A 20546-nucleotide genomic window follows, 5' to 3' on the forward strand; every position below is an offset into this window, starting at 1 on the left:
AATAGCTGAACGTGGCAGGCAGAACCGCTCCAGGAGAGTGAGCGTGGCCAGCAAAAGAGCAAAAGAAGAGCTCCCCGTCATTGCACGCTTTGAGGTGCGCCGCCGCAACTACCTTGCGCCGAACGGCGCAATCAGCCGGCCGCTTCCCGCCTTCGCCAGCGATGCCAAGCTGCTGATCGAACTCTACCGGTCGATGGTGCTGTTACGGCTGTTTGACCGCAAGGCTGTTGCGTTGCAGCGCACCGGTCGGCTGGGAACCTATGCCGTATCGCTCGGCCAGGAGGCCGTGTCGGTCGGCATCGCGAGTGCGATGCGGCAAGAAGACGTTCTGCTGCCGTCCTATCGTGACAATGGCGCGTTGCTCTGGCGTGGCGTCAAGCCCGAAGAGATATTGCTGTTCTGGGGCGGCGATGAACGGGGCAATCAATTCTCCGGTCCGGTCCATGATTTTCCATTTTGCGTTCCGGTCGGATCGCAGGCGCCGCATGCCGCCGGCGTGGCCTATGCCTTGAAGCTGCGCAAGCAGCCGCGTGTGGCCGTCTGCCTGTTCGGCGACGGCGCTACCTCGAAAGGCGACGTCTACGAGGCCATGAATTTTGCCGGCGTTCACAAACTGCCGCTCGTGTTCGTCGCCACCAACAATCAATGGGCCATATCGGTGCCGCTGCGATTGCAGACCGCCTCTGAAACGCTGGCCCAGAAAGCTATCGCGGCCGGGTTCAGCGGCGAGCAGGTAGATGGGTGCGACGTGGTGGCGATGCGCGCCGCGGCCGAGGAGGCCATTTCCGCTGCCCGCGACGGCAAGGGCCCGCACTTTATCGAAGCGGTCACCTACAGGCTCGGCGATCACACGACGTCAGATGATGCGTTGCGCTATCGTTCGGCCGAAGAAGTCCAGGCGCATTGGAAGGAAGAGCCGATCGCGCGCCTCAGGTCTTATCTCGTGAGTCAGAAGATGTGGACCAAGGCGAACGAGGAGCAGCTTGCCGCCGAGTGCCATGAGCGCATCGAGGCAGCGGTGCAGCGCTATCTGGCGACGCCGCAGCGCCGGCCAGAAACCATGTTCGACAACCTCTATGCCGAGCTGCCCGAGGCCTATGCCGCGCAGCGTCGCGAACTCGCGGGAGAGGACGATGCCTGAAGTGACGTTGGTCGAAGCCGTCAATCTGGCGCTCGGCCGCGCGATGGCTGACGATCCCGACGTGGTCGTGCTCGGCGAGGATATCGGCGTCAATGGCGGCGTGTTCCGCGCGACGATTGGCTTGCAGGAGCGCTTCGGTCCGGAGCGCGTCCTTGATACGCCGCTTGCCGAGCTTCTGATCAGCGGGCTCTGTGTCGGCATGGCCGTGCAGGGGCTGAAGCCGGTCGGCGAAATCCAGTTCATGGGATTCATCTATCCCTGTCTCGATCAGCTGGTGAACCACGCATCTCGAATGCGCAACCGTACCCAGGGACGGCTCACCTGTCCGATGGTTCTGCGCACGCCGCATGGAGCCGGCATTCGCGCGCCCGAGCATCATTCCGAAAGCACCGAGGCAATGCTCGCCCACATTCCGGGCTTGCGTGTCGTCATGCCTTCGTCGCCGGAGCGGGCCTATGGACTTCTGCTCGCCGCGATCCGCGATCCCGATCCGGTGGTGTTCCTGGAGCCGACGCGGCTGTACCGCGCAGCGAAAGGCGAGGTGGAGGACGATGGCGAAGCCTTGCCGCTCGATCACGCCTTTGTCCTGAGGGAGGGGCGCGACATCACGCTGGTCAGCTGGGGCGCGATGTTGAAGGAAACGATGGCCGCAGCGGACACGCTTGCCGATGACGGCATCGCCGCCGAGGTCATCGACCTTGCCACGCTGAAGCCCTACGATGAAAACACCGTGCTCGGTTCGGTCGCAAAGACCGGGCGCTGCGTCATCGTGCACGAGGCGGCGCACACCGGCGGATTTGGCGCAGAGATCGCGGCCATGATCGCCGAGCGCGGACTGTCCTCGCTGCTCGCACCCGTGATCCGCGTCACCGGCTACGACACGGTGATCCCGATGGCCCGCCTCGAGCAACGCTACATGCCGTCGGTCGGACGCATCGTGGCGGCAGCCCGAAAGACGTGCCAATACAACTGAACACCGACGGATCTTGTCCCATGCACCAGTTCACGCTGCCGGACCTTGGCGAAGGTCTTGAAGAAGCGGAGATCGTCACCTGGTACGTCAACGAGGGCGACCATGTCGTGACCGACCAGCCGCTCGTCTCGGTCGAAACCGACAAGGCGGTTGTCGAGATACCGGCGCCGTCGAACGGACGCATCGCGCGTCTGTTCGGTGCCAAGGGCGATATCGTGAAGGTCGGCGCGCCGCTCGTGGAGTTCGCCGAAGGCGCCGAGGAGGATACCGGCACGATTGTGGGCGAACTCGGCACCGGCGAGCAACCGCCGGCGGCCGCAGCAGCTTCGACGCCGCCCGGCGGGGAGGGCGCTCAGGTGTTTCCAGCGGTGCGCGCGCTCGCGCGCAAGCTCGACGTCGCGCTCGATCTCGTCGAGGCGACGGGGCCCGGCGGCACCATCACGCGGGCCGATGTCGAGCGGGCGGCAAAGCGGATGTCTCACCGCGGACCCGCCGAGCCGCTGCGCGGCCTGCGCCGCGCGATGGCCCAGCGCATGACGGCGGCGCATGCGGAAATCGTGCCTGCGACGGTCACCGATGAAGCCGACATCAACGACTGGCGCCGGGACGAGGACGTGACAATCCGTCTGCTGCGTGCGATCGCCGCTGCATGCAAGGCAGAGCCCGCGCTCAACGCCTGGTATCATTCCGGCTCGGGAGAGCGGCGTCTGATCGAGCGCATCGATCTCGGCATCGCTGTCGACACCGGCGGCGGTCTGATCGTTCCCGTGCTGCGCAACGTCGCGGAGCGGACCGTATCGGACCTGCGGGCTGGGCTCGATCGCCTGCGCGCCGACGCGATCGCGCGCGCGATACCCCCGGAAGAGCTGCGCGGTGCGACGATCACGTTGTCGAACTTCGGAATGATCGGGGGCCGCTTCGCCAACCTCATCATCGTGCCGCCGCAGACGGCGATCGTCGGCGCCGGGCGGATTTCGGAGCGGGTGGTCGCGCATCAGGGCCAGGTTGCGGTCAGACCCACGTTGCCGCTATCGCTCACCTTCGACCATCGAGTGGTGACCGGTGGCGAAGCGGCCCGTTTCCTGGTCGCCCTCAAATCCGACCTTGAGCGTGCGACGCCGCTTCGCGGCTCCTCAGAATGAGCGAGAACCGCCGGCGGCGGCTTAGGACTGCGTCTGGCTCTGCCACTGCCCGGGGCGGCCGGCCTGGTCGACCTTGACCGCGACCGACAGCGTCTCGTTGCCGCCGCCATAGCGGGTGCCGCGGACCGGGGCGGCGCCGAGATAGTCGAGGCCGATCGCGACGCGGGCATGGGCGTCGGTGGTGCAGATGCCGTTGGCGGCGTCGAAGCCGACCCAGCCGAGGTCGGGCACGAAGGCTTCGGCCCAGGCGTGGCCGGCCTGCTGGTTGACCATGCCGTCGGAGCGCAGGAAGTGGCCGGAGACGAACCGCGCCGGAACGCCGCCCGCGCGCGCGCAGGCGATCAGGATGTGCGCGTAGTCCTGGCAGACCCCGCGCTTCAGCGCGAACGCTTCGGAGGCCGAGGTGGCGCTGTTGGTCGGGTCTTCATCGAAGGTCATGTGCTCGTAGATCTGCACCATCACCGCGTGCAGGAAGCCGAGCACGTCGGCCCCGGCTTCCGCGCGCAGCTCGCGCACGAAGCTCGTCATCGCCAGGTTGAGGTCGGTCAGCGGCGTGGCACGCAGGAACAGGCTCGGCGGAAACCGCTCGTCGGTGCCTTTCAGCACGCCGCCGGTGTCCTGGGTCTCGACCAGGCCCTCGCAATGGATCGTGAGGTCGGTGATCGCACCGTGCGTCAGCACATGGGTGACGTTGCCGAACGCGTCCTCATGGGTGTCGAGCCGGGAATCGGTCGAGACGTCGATCTGCCAGTCGGCGACATACTGGCCGTCATGGCTGCCCGGCGTCATCCGCAGAATCTGGATCACGCCCGAGGCCGCCGGCTCGTAGCGATAGGTGGTGGTGTGGGCAATCCGCAGGCGCATGGCTCAACCGGAGTTCAGTCGGTCTTCTGGGGCAGGAACATCATGCCCCGGGCACTCACGTCTTTCTTCCTAATCGGCCGCGAAAGCAAGACATGGGTGACCGGGATTGACCCGGTCATGACGACATTTTGAGCACTTTTCCCGGCGCGGCGGTCACATCAAATATTGCTTGGCGACGATCTCGCCCAGCCGCGAATTATCCGCAAGGAATTCCTGGATGAATTCGTGCACGCCGTGCTGGAAGATATCGTCCATATGGCTGTGCTCGAGCCGGTTCCTGATGCCGCGGGCGTGGCGCTGGGCGGCGCCCTGGCGGCCATAGGCGACGCCGATCTGGTCCAGATTGCGCACCAGGTTGCTGTAGCAGCTGGCAAGCGACCGCGGCAGCGTGTCGTTGAGGATCAGGAGGTCGGCGATCAGCCAGGGCTTCAGGGTTTCCCGGTACACCCAGTGATAGGCGGTCGTTGCCGACACCGAGCGCAGGATCGAGGTCCACTGGTAGTAATCCAGCGGGCCGCCGACATGCTCCTCCTCGGGCAGCAGCATGTGGTACTTCACATCGAGAATGCGGGCGGTGTTGTCGGCGCGCTCGAGATGCACGCCGAGCCGCGAGAACCAGTAGGCGTCGTTGCGCAGCATGGTGCGGTAGGCCGAACCGTCGAAGCGCAGCGAGGTCTCCTGCACGAAGCGCAGGAATTTTGCCAGCTCCTCGCGGTTGGCGGGACCCTTGTTCCAGACTGCCTGCAACTCGATCCACGATGAATTGATGGTGTCCCACATCTCCGACGTCAGCGCGGTGCGCACCGAGCGCGAATTGAGCCGTGCAGCCTCGATGCAGTTCTTGATCGAGGAGGGATTTTCCGACGAGAAGGACAGATACTCGACGACGTTCCGCTCGTTGGCTTCTTCGTAATGGTCGTAGAAGGTCGCGCCGACACCGGCGGTCAGCAGGGCGGAATCCCACTCGTTGGTCTTGCCTATATAGGCCGCGGGCAATGCAGTGACACGGAGCGTGGCGTCGATCGTGCGCGCGAGATACTCGGCGCGTTCGACATAACGGGCGAGCCAGAACAGGTTTTCGGCGGTGCGCGACAGCATGCTTTTAACTACTCGCTCAGTATCCAGGTGTCCTTGGTGCCGCCGCCCTGGCTCGAATTGACCACGAGCGAGCCTTCCTTCAGCGCGACGCGGGTCAGCCCGCCGGGCACGATAGTGGTGTGGCTGGAGCCGGTCAGCACGAACGGGCGGAGGTCGACATGGCGCGGCGCGAGGCCCTTGTCGGTGCAGGTCGGGCAGGTCGACAGCGCCAGCGTCGGCTGGGCGATGAAGCCCTCCGGCTCGCGCTTGAGCTTGTCGCGGAACGCCTCGATGGTCGCCTTGGTGGCGGCAGGTCCAATCAGCATGCCGTAGCCGCCCGAGCCGTGCACCTCCTTGACGACGAGGTCGGCGAGGTTGTCGAGCACGTAGGACAGGTCCTGCGCCTCGCGGCAGCGCCAGGTCTGCACGTTCTTCAGGATCGGCTCCTCGCTGAGGTAGAATTTCACGATGTCGGGCATGTAGGAATAGATCGCCTTGTCGTCGGCGATGCCGGTGCCGACCGCGTTGGCGAGCGTGATGTTGCCGGCCGCATAGGCCGACATCAGCCCGGGGACGCCGAGCGCGGAATCCGGCCGGAAGGTGAGGGGATCGAGGAAGTCGTCGTCGACGCGGCGGTAGATCACGTCGACCCGCTTCAGCCCCTCGGTGGTGCGCATGAACACCTCGTCGTTCTTGACGATGAGGTCGCGCCCCTCGACCAGCTCGATGCCGAGCTTGTCGGCCAGGAAGGAGTGCTCGTAATAGGCCGAGTTGTAGACCCCGGGCGTCATCAGCGCGACCGTCGGCTCGGCCGAGGCGCTGAGCGGCGCCACCGACCGCAGCGCCGACAACAGCTCATCCGGATAGCGCTCCACCGGCGCGACGCGGTGCCGCGCGAACAGGTCCGGAAACAGCCGCATCATGATCTCGCGGTTTTCCAGCATGTAGGAGACGCCGGACGGCGTGCGCGCATTGTCCTCCAGCACGATGAAATTGTCCGGATCGGTGCGGATGATGTCGATGCCGGCGATGTGGACGTAGATGTCGTGCGGCACGTCCTGGCCGTTCATCTCCGGCCGGAACACCGGGTTCTGGAAGATCAGGTCTTCCGGGATGACGTTGGCGCGCAGGATGTCGCGGCCGTGATAGATGTCCTTGAGGAACATGTTGAGCGCGAGCACGCGCTGCTTGAGGCCCTTCTCCAGCAGCGTCCACTCGGTCGCCGACATGATGCGCGGAATGACGTCGAACGGGATCAGCCGTTCCTGGGCCTCGGAATCGCCGTAGACCGCGAAGGTGATGCCGATCCGGCGGAACAGCAGCTCCGCTTCCTGGCGCCGATATTCGAGCGCATCCGGCGGCGTCTCTTTGAGCCAGCGGGAGAGCTCCTGGTAGGCCGGGCGGAGATCCTCGCCGAGGCCGTTCATCTCATCGAACGCGACTGCCATATATCCCGATTGCCCTCCCAAGCCATGTGACACAGTGCATGACTTGATGGGATGGTAGCAAGGGGCGGGCCAGCGCGATATGCATTGGCTTCTGGCATTTGCTAAGGGGGAGGCGGAAGGCCTGCCCGAAAAACCGGCTGAGGTCTGCTTAATTCGGCGGCAAAACCCCGTGACATCAAGGCATTGGATCGGCAATGTCAGGGGATCAAGTTTAAGGAAATGGGACCATGAGCGAGATCGTCACGGCGGGGATATTGGTGATCGGCGACGAGATCCTGTCCGGCCGGACCAAGGACAAGAACATCGGCTTCATCGCCGAATACCTGACCAATATCGGCATCGACCTGAAGGAGGTCCGCGTCGTCGCCGACGACGAGGCCGACATCGTGTCCGCCCTTGATGCGCTGCGGCATCGGTACACCTACGTGTTCACCACCGGCGGCATCGGGCCGACCCATGACGACATCACCGCCGACAGCGTGGCGAAGGCGTTCGGGGTCGAGATCCACCATCATCCCGACGTGGTGGCGCGGTTCAGGGAGCGCTGGACTGAGCAGGACCTCAACGAGGCGCGGCTGCGGATGGCCCGGGTGCCCGATGGCGCCGAGCTGATCCAGAGCGCGACCATCCTGGCGCCGGGCTTCAAGCTCGGCAACGTCATCGTGATGGCCGGCATTCCCACCATCATGCAGGCGATGATGGACATCGTGGCGCCGACCCTGAAATCCGGCGTGCGGATGCTGTCGGACTCGGTCCGCGCCGACGCAAGGGAAGGCGACATCGGCGGCCCGCTGCGGGCGATCGCGGAAGCCAATCCCGACACCATCATCGGCAGCTATCCGTTCCAGGACGAGAACCAGAAGCCGAACACCAATCTGGTGGTGCGCTCGCGCGATCCCGAGAAGCTCGCCGCGGCGATGGCCGCGGTGAAGGAGATGTTGAAGCAGGTGCAGGCCGCGCAGAAGAAGCCGGCGGGTTGAGGCGACATGGTTGAACGAAATTCTGAACAGAATGCGCAGGATCGGGCCGGCAGGCCGTTCCCGGTCTCGTGGGATCAATTCCATCGGGATTGCCGGGCGCTGACCTGGCGGCTCAACGAGGTCGGCCCGTTCCACGCGGTGATCGCGATCACCCGCGGCGGGCTGGTGCCGGCGGCGATCGTGGCGCGCGAGCTCGGCTTGCGGGTGATCGATACCGTCTGCGTCGCCAGCTACGACCACGACAAGCAGGGCGACCTGAAAGTGCTCAAGGGCATTTCGGAGCAGACCGCCAAGCTCGGCGGCGGCACCGGCAAGGGGCTCTTGATCGTCGACGACCTCGTCGATACCGGCAAGACCGGCAAGCTGGTGCGCGAGATGCTGCCCGATGCGCATTTCGCGACTGTCTATGCCAAGCCGAAGGGGCGGCCGCTGGTCGACACCTACATCACCGAGGTGTCGCAGGACACCTGGATCTTCTTTCCCTGGGACACCGCGCTGTCGTTCCAGCCGCCGATCCGCGACGGGGCGGCATAGAGAGTCACCTCGCCCCGCCTGCGGGGAGAGGTCGGATCGCATGCAGCGCAGCGCAATGCGATCCGGGTGAGGGGGACTCACCGCGAGTTCATCTCTCACTATCTTTGCGGACACAGCCCCTCACCCCGACCCTCTCCCCGCAAGAGCGGGGCGAGGGGGAAGTCAGAAGCATGCCCCTGCAAAACCGCGTCACCCCGACAGGCGACATCGTCGCGTCCGAACATCGCGGCACCTTCACCGGCAATCGCGGCATCATCCATGATCCCGCGACGCGGACGCTGCTCAACAGGCGTTGGTCGAGCCCGGCCTGGCTCACCTGCGTCTGCGAGTTCAGGGGACGGCGGCGCAAGGTGATGAGCCAACAGAGCTGGACCGAGCTGTTCTTCCTCGATGAAGCGACCGCATTCGCAGCCGGCCACCGGCCTTGCTTCTACTGCCGCCGCGACGACGCCAAGCGGTTTCGCGCCGCGTGGGAGGAGGGTAACGGCACGAGCGATCTCAGCGCCAGGGCGATGGATGCGGTGCTGCATGCCGAGCGGCTCGACCGCGGCAAGAAGCGGCTGCATCCGCTGCCGATGCCGCTCGCCGCGCTACCTGACGGCGCGATGGTGCAGGCGAACGGGGAGAGCTACCTCGTTGCCGGTGGCGAGACCTTGTGCTGGTCGTTCGCCGGCTACGAGCGGGCCGACGTCATTGCTCCCGCGATGCTGCTGACGCCGCCCTCGACCGTCCGTGCGTTTCGGGCCGGCTACCGGCCGGTGCTGCATCCGAGCGCGATAGCTGCTTCGGGCTGAACCGCCGGCGTTGAGCTTAGGCCAGCCGCTGCCGTGCCAGTTTCGCGCCGGCGCCGAGCGCGATCAGCTTGGCTTCGGCGATGTCCCGCCGCATCGGGGCCATGCCGCAATTGGTGGTCGCGATGATGTTGCCCTTCGGCACGTATTTCGCAACCGCCTCGATCACCTTGACGACATCTTCCGCGGTCTCGACCTCGTCGCTGGCGACGTCGATCACGCCGGCCTGGACGATCTTGCCGGGGAGCGCCGCGAGCAGCTCGATCGGCACCTTCGAGTTGCGGCATTCGATCGCGACCTGCTGGATCGTGCTCTTGTCGATCACCGGGAAGGTCTCTTCATATTGCCGCCACTCGCCACCGAGCGTCTGCTTCCAGTCAGTGTTGGCCTTGATGCCGTAGCCGTAGCAGATATGTACGGCGGTGGCGCAGGTCAGGCCCTCGGCGGCGCGCTCCAGCGCCTTGATGCCCCAGTCGCGGACTTCATCCATGTAGACGTTGAAGGCGGGCTCGTCGAACTGGATCATGTCGACGCCGTCGGCCTGCAGCGCCTTGGCCTCCTGGTTCAACAGCTCGGCGAAGGCGAACGCCATCTTCACGCGGTCGCCATAATATTTGTCGGCGATGGTGTCGATGATCGTCATCGGACCGGGCAGGGTGAACTTCAGCTTGTTCCTGGTGTGGGCGCGCGCCGCGCGCGCCTCGCTTTCATGGACGCGGCCCTTGAGCTGCAGTGGCGCGACCACCTGCGGGACCATGGCTTTGTAGCGGTCCTTGCGGATGCCCATCTCGACCTTGTGGGCGAAATCGATGCCCTCGATCCGCTCCAGAAAACCGTGCACGAAGTGCTGGCGCGCCTGCTCGCCTTCGGTGACGATGTCGACGCCGGCATCCTCTTGCAGCTTGACCGCAAGCACCGTGGCATCGCGCTTGGCGCGGGCGAGTTCGGCACCTTCGGATTTCCACGGCGCCCACAGCATGTTCGGCTCGGCGAGCCATTCCGGCTTCGGCAGGGAGCCTGCGATCGTGGTTGGAAACAGCATGGGTGCCTCCCGCTGGGTTCTGATTGAGCGCCTGTGTGCCATGTCCTAAGGTGGACGTACAGAACAACAAAAGTCTTTGTGACGGGGAAGTGGACGCCGATGATCGACCTGCACTACGCGCCGACGCCGAACGGCTGGAAGATCTCGATCATGCTGGAGGAACTGGGGCTGCCCTATCAGGTGATCCCGGTGAACATCCGCGCCGGCGAGCAGTTCCGGCCTGAATTCCTGGCCATCAGCCCGAACAACCGCATCCCCGCGATCGTCGACCATGCGCCTGCCGACGGCGGCGGGCCGTTCTCGGTGTTCGAGACCGGTGCGATCCTGATCTATCTCGCCGACAAGACCGGCCGCTTCCTGTCGCGGGAGCTGCGTGCGCGGTCGAACGTCATCCAATGGGTGATGTGGCAAATGGGCGGCCTTGGGCCGATGCTCGGCCAGCACGGCCATTTCGCGCTTTATGCCGCCGAGAAGATTCCCTATGCGATCGAGCGCTACCGCGACGAGACGGCGCGGCTCTATGGCGTGCTCGACCGCCAGCTCGGCAAGACCGGTGCCTATATCGCCGGCGATGATTATTCGATCGCCGACATCGCCTGCTTCCCCTGGACCATGACCCACAAGGCGCAGGGCTTCACCCTCGACGATTACCCGAACATCAAGCGCTGGTACGCGACCGTGCGCGCCCGGCCGCAGGTCCAGGCGGGCCTTGCGATCGGAAAATTCGTCAAGGAGCCGTTTGACGAGGAATCACGCAAGAACATGTTCGGCCGGCGTGCGAAGGAGTTGGTCGAGAAGAATTAATGTCAGTTATTCCGCGGCGCGACACAGTCGCGAGGTCCGCGCCTTGCAGCGCATCCCGGAATGACGACAATGACTATGGAAAAGACAAAGGGAAACGCCAATGATCGAATTCTTCTTCGACTGTTCCAGCCCGTGGACCTATCTCGCCTGGCACAACATCCAGCCCCTGGCGAAGGAGTTCGACGCGCCGATCAGCTGGCGGCCGATCCTGGTGGGCGGCATCTTCAACACCGTCAATCCGTCGGTCTACGCGCAGCGCGAGAAGCCGGTGCCGTTGAAGGCGCGCTACATGAAGAAGGATCTCGGCGACTGGGCGCGCTCGGCCGGCCTTGCGATCAAGATGCCGCCGACCGTGTTCCCGGTGAACAGCGTCAAGGCGATGCGCGGCTGCATCTGGCTCGGCAACGAGAAGATGGTGCCGTTCGCGCGCGCGGTGTTCGAGGCCTATTGGGGTGACGACAAGGACATCTCGCAGGATGCGGTGCTGACCGAAATCTGCACCAAGCTCGGGATCGATCCGGCGCAATTCCTGGCCGGCATCGGCGACCAGGCGATCAAGGATCAGCTCAAGGCCAACACCGAGGAGGTGATGGCGCGCGGCGGCTTCGGCTCGCCCACGATCTATCTCGACAAGACCGACATGTATTTCGGCAACGACCGCCTGCCGCTGATCCGCGAGGCGCTGGTCCGCCTCAAGGCACGAGCCGCCTGATGCCGAAAGCCGTCGTTTGCCGCGAGCTCGGCCCGCCGGAGCGCCTGCAACTGGAAAGCTTTGCCTCGGTGCCTTTGCAGCCGGGGCAGGTGCGGGTTGCGATCCGTGCCGCCGGGATCAATTTTCCCGACATCCTGATGGCGGCAGGTGAGTACCAGCTCAAGCCGCCGCTGCCGTTCACGCCGGGCTCGGAGGCTGCCGGCGATGTCGTCGAGGTCAATGAAGCTGCCGGCGTCGCCGTCGGCGACAAGGTGATCGTCAAGATGCGCTTTGGCGCCTATTGCGACGAGGCGATCGCGACACCGTCGCAACTCGTGCCGGTGCCGTCGACCTTCGACTATGCGGAAGGCGCGACCTTCCTTGCCGCGCACGGCACGGCGTATCACGCGCTGATCGATCGCGGGCAGATCAAGCCGGGCGAGGTGCTGCTGGTGCATGGCGCCGGCGGCGGCGTCGGGCTTGCCGCGGTCGAGATCGGCAAGCTGCTCGGCGCCACCGTGATCGCGGCGGCCTCGAGCGAGGAGAAGCTTGCGATTGCCAAAGAACGTGGCGCGGATCATCTCGTGCTCTACGCGCGTGAGCCGTTCCGCGATGCGGTCAAGCGTCTCACCGACGGAAACGGCGCCGATGTGGTGTTCGATCCCGTCGGCGGCGAGGTGTTCGAGAACTCGATCCGCTGCATCAACTGGGGCGCGCGCATTCTGGTCGTCGGCTTCACCGGCGGCATCGGTCTCGCCCGCACCAATCTGTTGATGATCAAGGGTGCGAGCGTGCTCGGCGTCCGCGCCGGCGAGGCGGTGCGGAAGGACCCCGCGCTCGGCGCGGTCAGGTTCAAGGCGCTGAGCGAATGGGCCGAGGCGGGCCGGGTGCGACCGAATATCTCACACCGGTTGCCGCTTGAGGACTATGCGAAGGCGATGTGCCTCCTGATCGAACGCAAGGCCATCGGCCGTGTGGCGCTGCTAACCAGATGAAAGTGCGTAGGGCGGGTTAGCCGAAAGGCGTAACCCGCCGCATCTTCGGATCTCGGTGGATTACGCTTCGCTAATCCACCCTACGCTCTTGTGAGGTGAGGAGTGGACGCCGCGGGACGCCGTTCGCTCACTCATAGTCGCGCTCTTGCCACCACGGGAAATAGTCGGGCATGTCCGACGACACCTTGTTCTTGAACTGCGCGGGACGCTTTTCCAGGAACGACACCACGCCTTCCTTGACGTCCTCGGAGCGGCCGCGGGCATAGATGCCGCGGCTGTCGACCTTGTGCGCCTCCATCGGATCGTCGGCGCCCATCATGCGCCACATCATCTGGCGGATCAGTGCCACCGAGACCGGCGCGGTCTTGGCCGCGAATTCCTTGGCGAGCGCGCGCGCGGTCGGCAACAGATCGTCCGGTGGCACCACCTTGCTGACGAGCCGGCCGGCGAGCGCTTCCTGTGCCGGGAAGACGCGGCCCGAGTAGCACCACTCCAGCGCCTGCGAGATGCCGACGATGCGCGGCAGGAACCAGCTCGAGGCGGCCTCCGGCACGATGCCGCGCTGGGAGAACACGAAGCCGAAGCGCGCGGCCTCCGACGCGATGCGGATATCCATCGCAAGCTGCATGGTGACGCCGATGCCGACCGCGGGGCCGTTCACCGCGGCGATCACGGGCTTCAGGCACTTGAAGATGCGCAGCGTCACCTGGCCGCCGCCGTCACGCACCTGCGGATCGCTGTAGTCGACGCTGCCGTCGGCATTGCGCTTGACCGGACCGCGCCGCGCATCGCGGTCGAAGGTGTTGGCGCCGGAGGACAGATCCGCGCCGGCGCAGAAACCGCGGCCTTCACCGGTCACGATGATGGCCCTGACGTCGTCGTCCTTGTCGGCCTTGTCGAACGCGTCGATCAGCTCCTGCTGCATCGTGGCGTTGAAGGCGTTGAGCTTGTCGGGCCGGTTCAGCGTGATGGTCAGGATCTGCTCGGCGACCTCGTACTTGATCGTCTCATACGCCATGGGGATGATTTCCTCTCTGTTTTCTTGAATGAACGGCGCTGGCGCGCGTCTCCATCCAGTTAACCCGGCAATCATCCCTTGTGAAGAAGAGGGATGCGCGAGGCTCGGCTCCGCGCATCCCGATTTGCGTTGAGGCGCTACTTCTTCGGCGGCGTCGGCCACGGCTTCTGCGGGCCGCGCAGGCCTTCGAACGCCTTGCCCATGCCGAGCACGCCGATGTCGTCGAAGCGGCGGCCGATGATCTGGACGCCGATCGGAAAGCCCTTCTTGTCGTAGCCGCCATTGATCGACAGCGCCGGGTTCTCCGACATATTCCACGGCACGGTAAAGCAGATGTGCTCGAACGGCTTTGCGGGGTCGTTGAGGGGGGCTGCGAATTCAGCCGGGAAGTTCACGACCGGCGACACCGGCGAGATCACGTAGTCGACGTCGCAGAACAGTTTTGCAGCGGCCGCGCGGATCGCCATCGTCTGGTTGAAGCCGCGCACCACATCGACGCCGGAGAGCTTTGCGCCGGCCTCGGCCCAGTTGAGGATATAGGGCAGGGTCTTGCCGCGGTCGGCCTGCGACAGTTTCGACAGCTCGTCCCAGGTCCGCGCACGCCAGAAATTGTCGAGCCCCTCGAGCATCTCAGGCGTCAGGATGCCGTCGATCTCGGTGATGACGGCGCCGGCGGATTCGAACGCCTTCGCGGCCTTGACGACGACCTCGCGAACCTCCTTCTCGACCTTCTGGCCGGACCCGGCGTCGAGCATCAGCCCGATGCGCAGCTTGCGCGGCGACTTCTCCAGCGCCTTCCAGTTCACCTCGAGCGCCGGCAGGCTCATGCCGTCGCGGCGATCGGGGCGCGACAATACGCTCATCATCAGCGCGGCGTCGTCGACGGTGCGGGTCATCGGCCCCGCCACGCGGCCGACATAGGGCGGGTCGATCGGCACCCGGCCAAGACTTGGCTTCAGGGCGACGAGGCCGCACCAGCAGGCCGGCAGCCGCACCGAGCCGCCGATGTCGGTGCCGAGATGCAGCGGGCCGTAGCCGGCGGCGCCGGCCGCGCCGGCGCCGGCGCTCGAGCCGCCGGGATTCTTGCTGATATCCCAGGGATTGCGGGTGAGGGGATGGAACGACGACAGCCCCGACGACAGCATGCCGTAATCCGGCATCGTGGTCTTGGAGAAGATCACGCAGCCGGCTTCGCGCAGCCGCGCGGCAGGCGGCGCATCCTTCTCGGCGGGCGCGAGCTTGACGCTTGCGGCACCCAGCGGCACCGGCTGGCCCTTGGTCGCGACGTTGTCCTTGATGGTGACGGGCACGCCGTCGAGCGTGCCGACCGGCTCGCTCTGCTGCCAACGCTCGGTCGCGGCCTTGGCGACCTTCCGCGCGCCGTCGGGGTCGTACAGATACAGCGCCTTGATGTGCGGCTCCCAGGTCGCGACCTGGGAGATGATGTCCTCGAGCACCTCGGACGGCGAGAACTGCTTGGCACGGTAGCCGGCCAGCAGGTCGACGGCCGAGAGATCGTGCAGCGACGTGATGGCGTCCGCTTTCGGCTTATGCATGCGCACCTGCCGGCATACGTTTCTCGATGATGCGCGCGAACATGCTGGCGCCGATCGGCAGGATCTTGTCGTCGAGAACGTAACCGGGATTGTGCACGGGCACCGAACCGTCATGGCCGACCCAGAAATACGCACCGGGAATGGCCTGCATCATGTCGGCGAAGTCTTCGCTGCCCATCTTCGGCGTCGAGCGGGTGATCACCTTGGCCGGATCGACCACGGTGCGCGCGACTTCCTCGACGACGCGGGACTGCTCTTCCTGGTTCACCAGTACGCTGAAGCCGTCGCGGATCTCGACCGAGATTTCGGCGTCATAGGCCGTCGCAAAGCCGGCGGCGATTTCGCGCATCCGCTTGCGGATCAGCTCACGGATCTCGTCGGAGAAGCAGCGCACCGTGCCGCACATCCAGGCTTCGCCGGGAATGACGTTGTACGCCGACCCGGAATGGATCTGCGTGATCGACAGCACCGCAGCCTGCAGCGGATCGACGTTGCGGCTGACGATCGACTGCAATGCTTGTCCGAGCGTCATTGCGATCACGACCGCGTCCTTGGAGCGCTCCGGCATCGCGCCATGCGCGCCGTAGCCCTGGATCCTGATGTCGAAGAAGTCGGCTGCGGCCATTGCCGGGCCCGGCAGGATCGCGATCTCGCCGTGGTTGAGGTCGGGCGCGTTGTGCAGGCCGTAGACCTCGTCGCAGGGGAACTGCTTGAACAGGCCGTCCTTGATCATGGCACGGGCGCCGCCGAGGCCTTCCTCGGCCGGCTGGAAGATGAAATGCACGGTGCCGTCGAAATTGCGGGTCTCGGCGAGATAGCGCGCCGAGCCGAGCAGCATCGTGGTGTGGCCGTCATGGCCGCAGCCGTGGAAGCGGCCGGGAATGGTGGAGCGCCACTTCAGATTGGTGTTCTCCTCCATCGGCAGCGCGTCCATGTCGGCGCGCAGGCCGATCTTCTTGCTGCTGTTGCCCTTGCCCTTGAGCACACCGACCACGCCGGTGCCGCCGAGGCCGCGATGCACCTCGATGCCCCAGCTCGTGAGCTTGTCGGCGACGATGCCGGAGGTGCGGACCTCCTCGAAGCCGATCTCGGGATGCGCATGCAGATCCCGTCTGATGGCGGTGAGTTCGTCGGCAAAACTGTCGATGCGCTCAATGGTCGGCATGATCTCTCTATCCGTTTGTGCGTGATGGGGAGGAGGGGGTGAAAGCGGGGCCGTTAGGCTTGATACGAATGCCGGGACGCAAATGTTTCCACGGCAGTGTGGCGGTATCGGCCGGCATTGCGCCGGGCGCGGCGCAGATCAGCAGTTTCTCGGCGATCGGCTCGAAATCGGCGCGGAAATGCACCGAGCTCTTGTTGACCAGGATCTTCTGCGCGGTCGGCTCGATGCCGACATAGCGGTACATCGACTGGTCGGCAAGCTGGGCCTTGTAGGAGCCGACGACGACGCGGACGTCGCCGACCCGCAGGCAGGCCGAGAGGCCCATGTCCATGTCGCGGCCGCCGTAGAATGGCCCAGGCGCGACAAACCTGCCGTCCGAGAGTTTTTCGACGACGAAGGTCTCGCGGTACGGCGCGTCGCCGGCGATGCCGGATTTACCGCCGAGATCGAGCGTGACGCTAGCCCCGACACCGGCTTCATGCGCTGCCTTCGCCGACTGCGGATCGAAGATCACACCGGTGGCGGCGCTGGCCTTGTTGCGCACCAGCGCCCGCAGCATGCCCGTGGTGTCGGACGTGCCGCCAGCGCCGGGATTGTCCTGGGTGTCGGCGATCACGATCGGCCTTGTCGCCGATGCTGCCAGTTCCATCGCCAACCGCACGCCGTCGTCGGGCGAATAGATACGGCCGTCGAAATCGTTTTCATGGCCCTCGACCAATGCGGCGAGCCGGTCGGCGGCCGCATCCGCATCGGCCTGCGTCCGGCCATAGGTAAACACGCTTGGGCCGCAGTCCCTGAAGTCGGCAGCCGGGAAGCCGAACGCAAACGACAGCGTCGGTGCCGCGTCGCTCTCGAGCGACGCAAGCTGCTGATAGATGTTCTTCGCCGGCTGATCGTTGGTGCATTGCCAGCTGATCGGGATCAGGAACGGCAGCTGCCGGAACGCCTTTGCCAGTCGTTCACCGGACTTGAGCAGCAAGGCCAGATGCCTGGCGCAGGCCCGGCCGGTGTCGGCCATGTCGACATGCGGGTAGGTGCGGTAGGCGATCAGCGCATCGGCATGCGCGATCATTTCGGGCGAGACGTTCGCGTGCAGGTCGAGGCTCGCGACCAGTGGAATGTCCTTGCCGACCACCTTGCGCACGCGGGCGAGGATCTCGCCCTCGCCGTCGTCATAGTGCTCGGTCACCATGGCGCCGTGCAAATCGAGATAGACGCCATCGATCGGCCCCGCAGCGGCAATGCCGTCGACAATCTCCCTGACGATCCGCTCGAAGGCATCTTTCGTGACATGGGCCGATGGAGTCGCGCCGGCCGCGACCGTCGGAGCGAGCTCCCAGCCGTTGGCTTCCGCCGCCTCGACAAAGCCGGCGAGGCCGGCATTGATCTTGCGCATCACCCTGAGCACGTCGCTGCCGTGCGTCATCGACGGCCAGCCGCCGCCGTGCACGAAGTCGTCATAGGTTGCCTTCGTCGGTGCGAAGGTGTTGGTCTCGTGCAGGAAGCCGCCAACGGCAATGCGGGTCATCAAGTTGGTCTCGATACGTTTCTTCGATCGTGACGCGATCGGAACGGTTCGCGTCACGATCTCGTTGGTTTGAGCGTGTTCTTTCGGGAAGACCGGCGTCCACCTTCCAGGCCATGCCCTAGCGCGCGACGTTAAGCGTGTCGTCGCGCCAAGCGCAAGCCGTCAAGCACTTCCGGATTTGCATGCCCTATGGGCGTAAAGGCCCAAGGCTAAGCCAAGGCAGAGACTGAGGCTACGGCTAAAGACCTAGGCCGTTGCCACGAGGCCTTCCGAAACGGGGCGGAAATTTGCAAAATCCCAGCCGCGCCCGGGCGCAGCCTCGAGCAGCGCGCGGGTGTAGGCCTGCTGCGGATTGGTCAGCACCTCGGCCGCCGGTCCCTGTTCCACGACGCGGCCATGTTGCATCACGGCGACGTCGTCGCAGATCTGCGCGGCGACGCGCAAATCATGCGTGATGAACAACAGCGCGATGCCCAGCCGTCGCTGGATTTCGTCGAGCAGATTCAGAACCTGCGCCTGCACCGAGACGTCGAGCGCGGACACCGCCTCATCCGCCACCAGCACGTCGGGATCGAGTGCCAGCGCGCGCGCGATCGCGATGCGCTGGCGCTGGCCGCCGGAGAACTGGTGCGGATAGCGCGAGATCGCGTCGGGCGGCAGGTGGACGAGCTCGAGCAGCTCGCGGGCCCGCGCCAGCGCATCCTTGCGCGGCATGCCGTAGTTGACCGGGCCTTCGGCGATGCTCTCGCCGACGGTGACGCGCGGATTGAGCGAGCGGTAGGGGTCCTGGAAGATGATCTGGATCTTCTGCCGATGCGGCTGCAACAGCCGGCGCGACAGTTCGGAGATCTCGCGGCCGACGAGGCGCACCCCGCCCGAGGTCGGATCGATCAGGCGGACGATGCAGCGCGCCACCGTCGACTTGCCGGAGCCGCTTTCGCCGACGATGCCGAGCGTGCGGCCCTTGCGCAGAGTGAGCGTGACGTTGCTGGCGGCGGCGACCTCGCGGGGTTTGCCGAACAGCGACCGCTCCCGGTAGACCTTGCTGAGCTCGTTGGCTTCCAGCACCACCGGCTCCTTCGTCTCCGGGCGTGGCGCGCGCGGCACGAGGCTCGGCACCGCGGACAGCAGGTTGCGGGTGTATTCCATTGTCGGGTTGCGCAGCACGTCTTGCAGCTGGCCGGTCTCGACCAGCCGGCCGTGCCGCATCACCGCGACGCGGTCGGCGATCTCGGCCACCACGCCCATGTCGTGGGTGATGAACAGAACCGCTGTGCCGTGGTCGCGCTGCAGGTCGCGGATCAACGTGAGGATCTGCTTCTGGGTGGTGACGTCGAGCGCGGTGGTCGGCTCGTCCGCGATCAGGAGCTTTGGTTCCAGCACCAGCGCCATCGCGATCATGATGCGCTGGCGCTGTCCGCCCGAGAGGCGGTGAGGGTAGGAGGAGAAGATGCGCTCCACATCCGGCAGCCGCACATGCTCCATCATCGCCAGGATCTTCTGACGCCGCGCGCGGGAATCGAGATCGGTATGGGCGCGTAGCACCTCGTCGATCTGGCGGCCGACCGGCACCACCGGATTGAGCGCGGTCATCGGCTCCTGAAAGATCATCGCCATCCGCGTGGCACGGAGCTGGCGCAGCCGCCGGTCGGTCGCGGTGAGCAGTTCCTCGCCGACCAGCTTGACGCTGCCGCCGGACGGCACCAGCGTGCCCTTCTGCAGCAGGCCCATCGTGGTCAAAGAGGTCACCGACTTGCCCGAGCCGCTTTCGCCGACAAGGCAGAGCGTCTCGCCCTCACGCACCTGCAGCGACAGGTCGTCGATGATGCGGTGGGCGTCAGCCTTGCGGCCGAGACCGACGACAAGATTGTTGATGTCGAGGACGACGTTGGCAGAGTTGGTTGTGGTCACTTGCCCTCACGCTGTTTCATGCGGGGATCGAGCGCGTCGCGCGCGGCGTCGCCGATCAGGTTGATGCTGAGAATGGCGATCGAGAGCAGCAGCCCCGGCCAGAAGATCAGCGACGGCTTGATTTGGAAGTAGGCGCGGCCCTCGGCCATGATGTTGCCCCAGGTCGGCGTTTCCGGCGAGATGCCGGCGCCGAGGAACGACAGGATCGCCTCGGTCAGGATCGCGGATGCGCAGACATAAGTGCCTTGCACGATCAGCGGCGCGATCGTGTTCGGCATCAAATGCCGCCACATGATCTTCGGCAGGCTCGAGCCGAGCGAGATCGCGGCCTCGACATAGGGCTCCTCGCGCGCGGTCAGCACCACCGAGCGCACCAGCCGCGCCACGCGCGGTATCTCGGGGATGGTGATCGCGACCATCACGGTCCAGATGCTGGCGCCGGACAGCGACACCACGGCGATCGCGAGCAGGATGGCGGGGATCGCCATCAAGCCGTCCATCACGCGCATCATCACCGCGTCGACCCAGCGGAAGAAGCCGGCGACGAGGCCGATCAGGAGCCCGATGGCGATCGAACAGACGGCGGCGCCGAGCCCGATCAAGAGCGAGATCCGTGCGCCATAGATGACGCGCGACAGCAGGTCGCGTCCATAGGCGTCGGTGCCGAGCAGGTATTGCGCGCTCGACGGCTTCAGCCGCTGCGCCGGCGTCAGCAACAGCGGATCGTGCGGCGCGAGCAGCGGTGCGAAGATCGCCATCAGGATGATCAGGACGAGGCAGATCGTCGCAACCGCGATGATCGGCGTCGACGCCAGGAAGCCGAACTTGACGCGGAACGGCCGGGTGACGGGGATGGAGGATTCGGGAAGGGTTTCGATCGCCATTG

Annotated in this window: 19 protein-coding genes; 9 read left to right on the top strand and 10 right to left on the bottom strand. The window is 65.5% G+C overall.

What is annotated here, in order from left to right:
- Positions 1-94: 94 nt before the first annotated feature.
- Genes pdhA through AC066Y_RS33125 form a run of 3 tightly spaced genes read left to right on the top strand, consistent with a single transcriptional unit; the run spans position 95 to position 3256 of the window.
- A complete protein-coding gene (pdhA, locus tag AC066Y_RS33115; RefSeq protein ID WP_478277591.1) occupies positions 95-1141 on the top strand; it encodes a pyruvate dehydrogenase (acetyl-transferring) E1 component subunit alpha in 1047 nt (348 codons plus the stop codon).
- Positions 1134-2114 carry an alpha-ketoacid dehydrogenase subunit beta gene (locus AC066Y_RS33120; RefSeq protein ID WP_478277544.1) on the top strand — a complete coding sequence of 327 codons (981 nt, stop codon included), beginning with the start codon at positions 1134-1136 and terminating at the stop codon, positions 2112-2114. Before pdhA ends, AC066Y_RS33120 begins: the two co-directional genes overlap by 8 nt.
- Positions 2115-2134: 20 nt before the next feature.
- Positions 2135-3256, top strand: a complete 1122-nt coding sequence (locus AC066Y_RS33125; RefSeq protein ID WP_478277545.1) for a dihydrolipoamide acetyltransferase family protein — start codon at positions 2135-2137, stop codon at positions 3254-3256.
- A 21-nt stretch (positions 3257-3277) separates the two neighbouring features.
- On the opposite strand, the gene AC066Y_RS33130 is transcribed toward AC066Y_RS33125, so the two are convergent.
- From AC066Y_RS33130 to AC066Y_RS33140, 3 genes are all read right to left on the bottom strand, one after another.
- Positions 3278-4120: a transglutaminase family protein gene (locus AC066Y_RS33130; protein WP_478277546.1), complete on the bottom strand. Its 843-nt coding sequence runs from the start codon at positions 4118-4120 to the stop codon at positions 3278-3280.
- Between the two features lie 153 nt (positions 4121-4273).
- Complete coding sequence (locus AC066Y_RS33135) at positions 4274-5218, bottom strand: alpha-E domain-containing protein (RefSeq protein WP_478277547.1); 945 nt, start codon at positions 5216-5218, stop codon at positions 4274-4276.
- Between the two features lie 8 nt (positions 5219-5226).
- A complete protein-coding gene (locus tag AC066Y_RS33140) occupies positions 5227-6645 on the bottom strand; it encodes a circularly permuted type 2 ATP-grasp protein (RefSeq protein ID WP_478277548.1) in 1419 nt (472 codons plus the stop codon).
- Between the two features lie 227 nt (positions 6646-6872).
- Between AC066Y_RS33140 and AC066Y_RS33145 the strand changes: the two genes are divergently transcribed.
- From AC066Y_RS33145 to AC066Y_RS33155, 3 genes are all read left to right on the top strand, one after another.
- Positions 6873-7625 (top strand): competence/damage-inducible protein A, encoded by a 753-nt coding sequence (locus AC066Y_RS33145; protein ID WP_207830820.1) that lies wholly within the window; start codon positions 6873-6875, stop codon positions 7623-7625.
- Between the two features lie 6 nt (positions 7626-7631).
- The gene (gene gpt / locus AC066Y_RS33150) at positions 7632-8159 is read left to right on the top strand and encodes a xanthine phosphoribosyltransferase (protein WP_092115219.1); all 528 of its coding nucleotides are present in this window, start codon (positions 7632-7634) and stop codon (positions 8157-8159) included.
- A gap of 170 nt (positions 8160-8329) precedes the next feature.
- Positions 8330-8953 carry a hypothetical protein gene (locus AC066Y_RS33155; protein ID WP_478277549.1) on the top strand — a complete coding sequence of 208 codons (624 nt, stop codon included), beginning with the start codon at positions 8330-8332 and terminating at the stop codon, positions 8951-8953.
- Positions 8954-8969: 16 nt separating this feature from the next.
- Here the strand turns inward: AC066Y_RS33155 and AC066Y_RS33160 are convergent, their stop codons facing one another.
- A complete protein-coding gene (locus tag AC066Y_RS33160) occupies positions 8970-9992 on the bottom strand; it encodes a methionine synthase (RefSeq protein WP_478277550.1) in 1023 nt (340 codons plus the stop codon).
- A 99-nt stretch (positions 9993-10091) separates the two neighbouring features.
- Here AC066Y_RS33160 and AC066Y_RS33165 point away from each other — a divergent pair, with 99 nt between their 5' ends.
- From AC066Y_RS33165 to AC066Y_RS33175, 3 genes are all read left to right on the top strand, one after another.
- The gene (locus AC066Y_RS33165; RefSeq protein WP_478277551.1) at positions 10092-10796 is read left to right on the top strand and encodes a glutathione binding-like protein; all 705 of its coding nucleotides are present in this window, start codon (positions 10092-10094) and stop codon (positions 10794-10796) included.
- 100 nt (positions 10797-10896) lie between these two features.
- Complete coding sequence (locus AC066Y_RS33170; RefSeq protein ID WP_092115215.1) at positions 10897-11508, top strand: 2-hydroxychromene-2-carboxylate isomerase; 612 nt, start codon at positions 10897-10899, stop codon at positions 11506-11508.
- On the top strand, positions 11508-12482 hold the full coding sequence (locus AC066Y_RS33175) for an NADPH:quinone oxidoreductase family protein (RefSeq protein WP_478277552.1): 975 nt from the start codon (positions 11508-11510) through the stop codon (positions 12480-12482). Before AC066Y_RS33170 ends, AC066Y_RS33175 begins: the two co-directional genes overlap by 1 nt.
- A 127-nt stretch (positions 12483-12609) precedes the next feature.
- Here AC066Y_RS33175 and AC066Y_RS33180 read toward each other — a convergent pair whose 3' ends face one another.
- The 6 genes from AC066Y_RS33180 to AC066Y_RS33205 form a co-directional block, all read right to left on the bottom strand.
- Complete coding sequence (locus tag AC066Y_RS33180; RefSeq protein ID WP_478277553.1) at positions 12610-13500, bottom strand: crotonase/enoyl-CoA hydratase family protein; 891 nt, start codon at positions 13498-13500, stop codon at positions 12610-12612.
- Between the two features lie 137 nt (positions 13501-13637).
- On the bottom strand, positions 13638-15056 hold the full coding sequence (locus AC066Y_RS33185; protein ID WP_478277554.1) for an amidase: 1419 nt from the start codon (positions 15054-15056) through the stop codon (positions 13638-13640).
- On the bottom strand, positions 15049-16221 hold the full coding sequence (locus AC066Y_RS33190; RefSeq protein WP_092115210.1) for a M20 aminoacylase family protein: 1173 nt from the start codon (positions 16219-16221) through the stop codon (positions 15049-15051). The genes AC066Y_RS33185 and AC066Y_RS33190 overlap by 8 nt, the downstream gene beginning before the upstream one ends.
- A 7-nt stretch (positions 16222-16228) precedes the next feature.
- The gene (locus tag AC066Y_RS33195) at positions 16229-17749 is read right to left on the bottom strand and encodes a M81 family metallopeptidase (protein ID WP_478277555.1); all 1521 of its coding nucleotides are present in this window, start codon (positions 17747-17749) and stop codon (positions 16229-16231) included.
- 246 nt (positions 17750-17995) lie between these two features.
- Positions 17996-19660: an ABC transporter ATP-binding protein gene (locus AC066Y_RS33200; protein WP_478277556.1), complete on the bottom strand. Its 1665-nt coding sequence runs from the start codon at positions 19658-19660 to the stop codon at positions 17996-17998.
- Positions 19657-20544: an ABC transporter permease gene (locus AC066Y_RS33205; RefSeq protein ID WP_478277557.1), complete on the bottom strand. Its 888-nt coding sequence runs from the start codon at positions 20542-20544 to the stop codon at positions 19657-19659. Before AC066Y_RS33205 ends, AC066Y_RS33200 begins: the two co-directional genes overlap by 4 nt.
- Positions 20545-20546: the final 2 nt, after the last annotated feature.

It is taken from the genome of Bradyrhizobium sp. USDA3010, from assembly GCF_056429065.1.

What these genes read in the sequence shown, in the direction of transcription:
- AC066Y_RS33120 (WP_478277544.1), top strand. Translation starts at nt 1,134, where the DNA reads ATGCCTGAAGTGACGTTGGTCGAAGCCGTCAATCTGGCGCTCGGCCGC.
- AC066Y_RS33125 (WP_478277545.1), top strand. Translation starts at nt 2,135, where the DNA reads ATGCACCAGTTCACGCTGCCGGACCTTGGCGAAGGTCTTGAAGAAGCG.
- AC066Y_RS33130 (WP_478277546.1), bottom strand. Translation starts at nt 4,120, where the DNA reads ATGCGCCTGCGGATTGCCCACACCACCACCTATCGCTACGAGCCGGCG.
- AC066Y_RS33135 (WP_478277547.1), bottom strand. Translation starts at nt 5,218, where the DNA reads ATGCTGTCGCGCACCGCCGAAAACCTGTTCTGGCTCGCCCGTTATGTC.
- AC066Y_RS33140 (WP_478277548.1), bottom strand. Translation starts at nt 6,645, where the DNA reads ATGGCAGTCGCGTTCGATGAGATGAACGGCCTCGGCGAGGATCTCCGC.
- AC066Y_RS33145 (WP_207830820.1), top strand. Translation starts at nt 6,873, where the DNA reads ATGAGCGAGATCGTCACGGCGGGGATATTGGTGATCGGCGACGAGATC.
- gpt (WP_092115219.1), top strand. Translation starts at nt 7,632, where the DNA reads ATGGTTGAACGAAATTCTGAACAGAATGCGCAGGATCGGGCCGGCAGG.
- AC066Y_RS33155 (WP_478277549.1), top strand. Translation starts at nt 8,330, where the DNA reads ATGCCCCTGCAAAACCGCGTCACCCCGACAGGCGACATCGTCGCGTCC.
- AC066Y_RS33160 (WP_478277550.1), bottom strand. Translation starts at nt 9,992, where the DNA reads ATGCTGTTTCCAACCACGATCGCAGGCTCCCTGCCGAAGCCGGAATGG.
- AC066Y_RS33165 (WP_478277551.1), top strand. Translation starts at nt 10,092, where the DNA reads ATGATCGACCTGCACTACGCGCCGACGCCGAACGGCTGGAAGATCTCG.
- AC066Y_RS33170 (WP_092115215.1), top strand. Translation starts at nt 10,897, where the DNA reads ATGATCGAATTCTTCTTCGACTGTTCCAGCCCGTGGACCTATCTCGCC.
- AC066Y_RS33175 (WP_478277552.1), top strand. Translation starts at nt 11,508, where the DNA reads ATGCCGAAAGCCGTCGTTTGCCGCGAGCTCGGCCCGCCGGAGCGCCTG.
- AC066Y_RS33180 (WP_478277553.1), bottom strand. Translation starts at nt 13,500, where the DNA reads ATGGCGTATGAGACGATCAAGTACGAGGTCGCCGAGCAGATCCTGACC.
- AC066Y_RS33185 (WP_478277554.1), bottom strand. Translation starts at nt 15,056, where the DNA reads ATGCATAAGCCGAAAGCGGACGCCATCACGTCGCTGCACGATCTCTCG.
- AC066Y_RS33190 (WP_092115210.1), bottom strand. Translation starts at nt 16,221, where the DNA reads ATGCCGACCATTGAGCGCATCGACAGTTTTGCCGACGAACTCACCGCC.
- AC066Y_RS33195 (WP_478277555.1), bottom strand. Translation starts at nt 17,749, where the DNA reads ATGACCCGCATTGCCGTTGGCGGCTTCCTGCACGAGACCAACACCTTC.
- AC066Y_RS33205 (WP_478277557.1), bottom strand. Translation starts at nt 20,544, where the DNA reads ATGGCGATCGAAACCCTTCCCGAATCCTCCATCCCCGTCACCCGGCCG.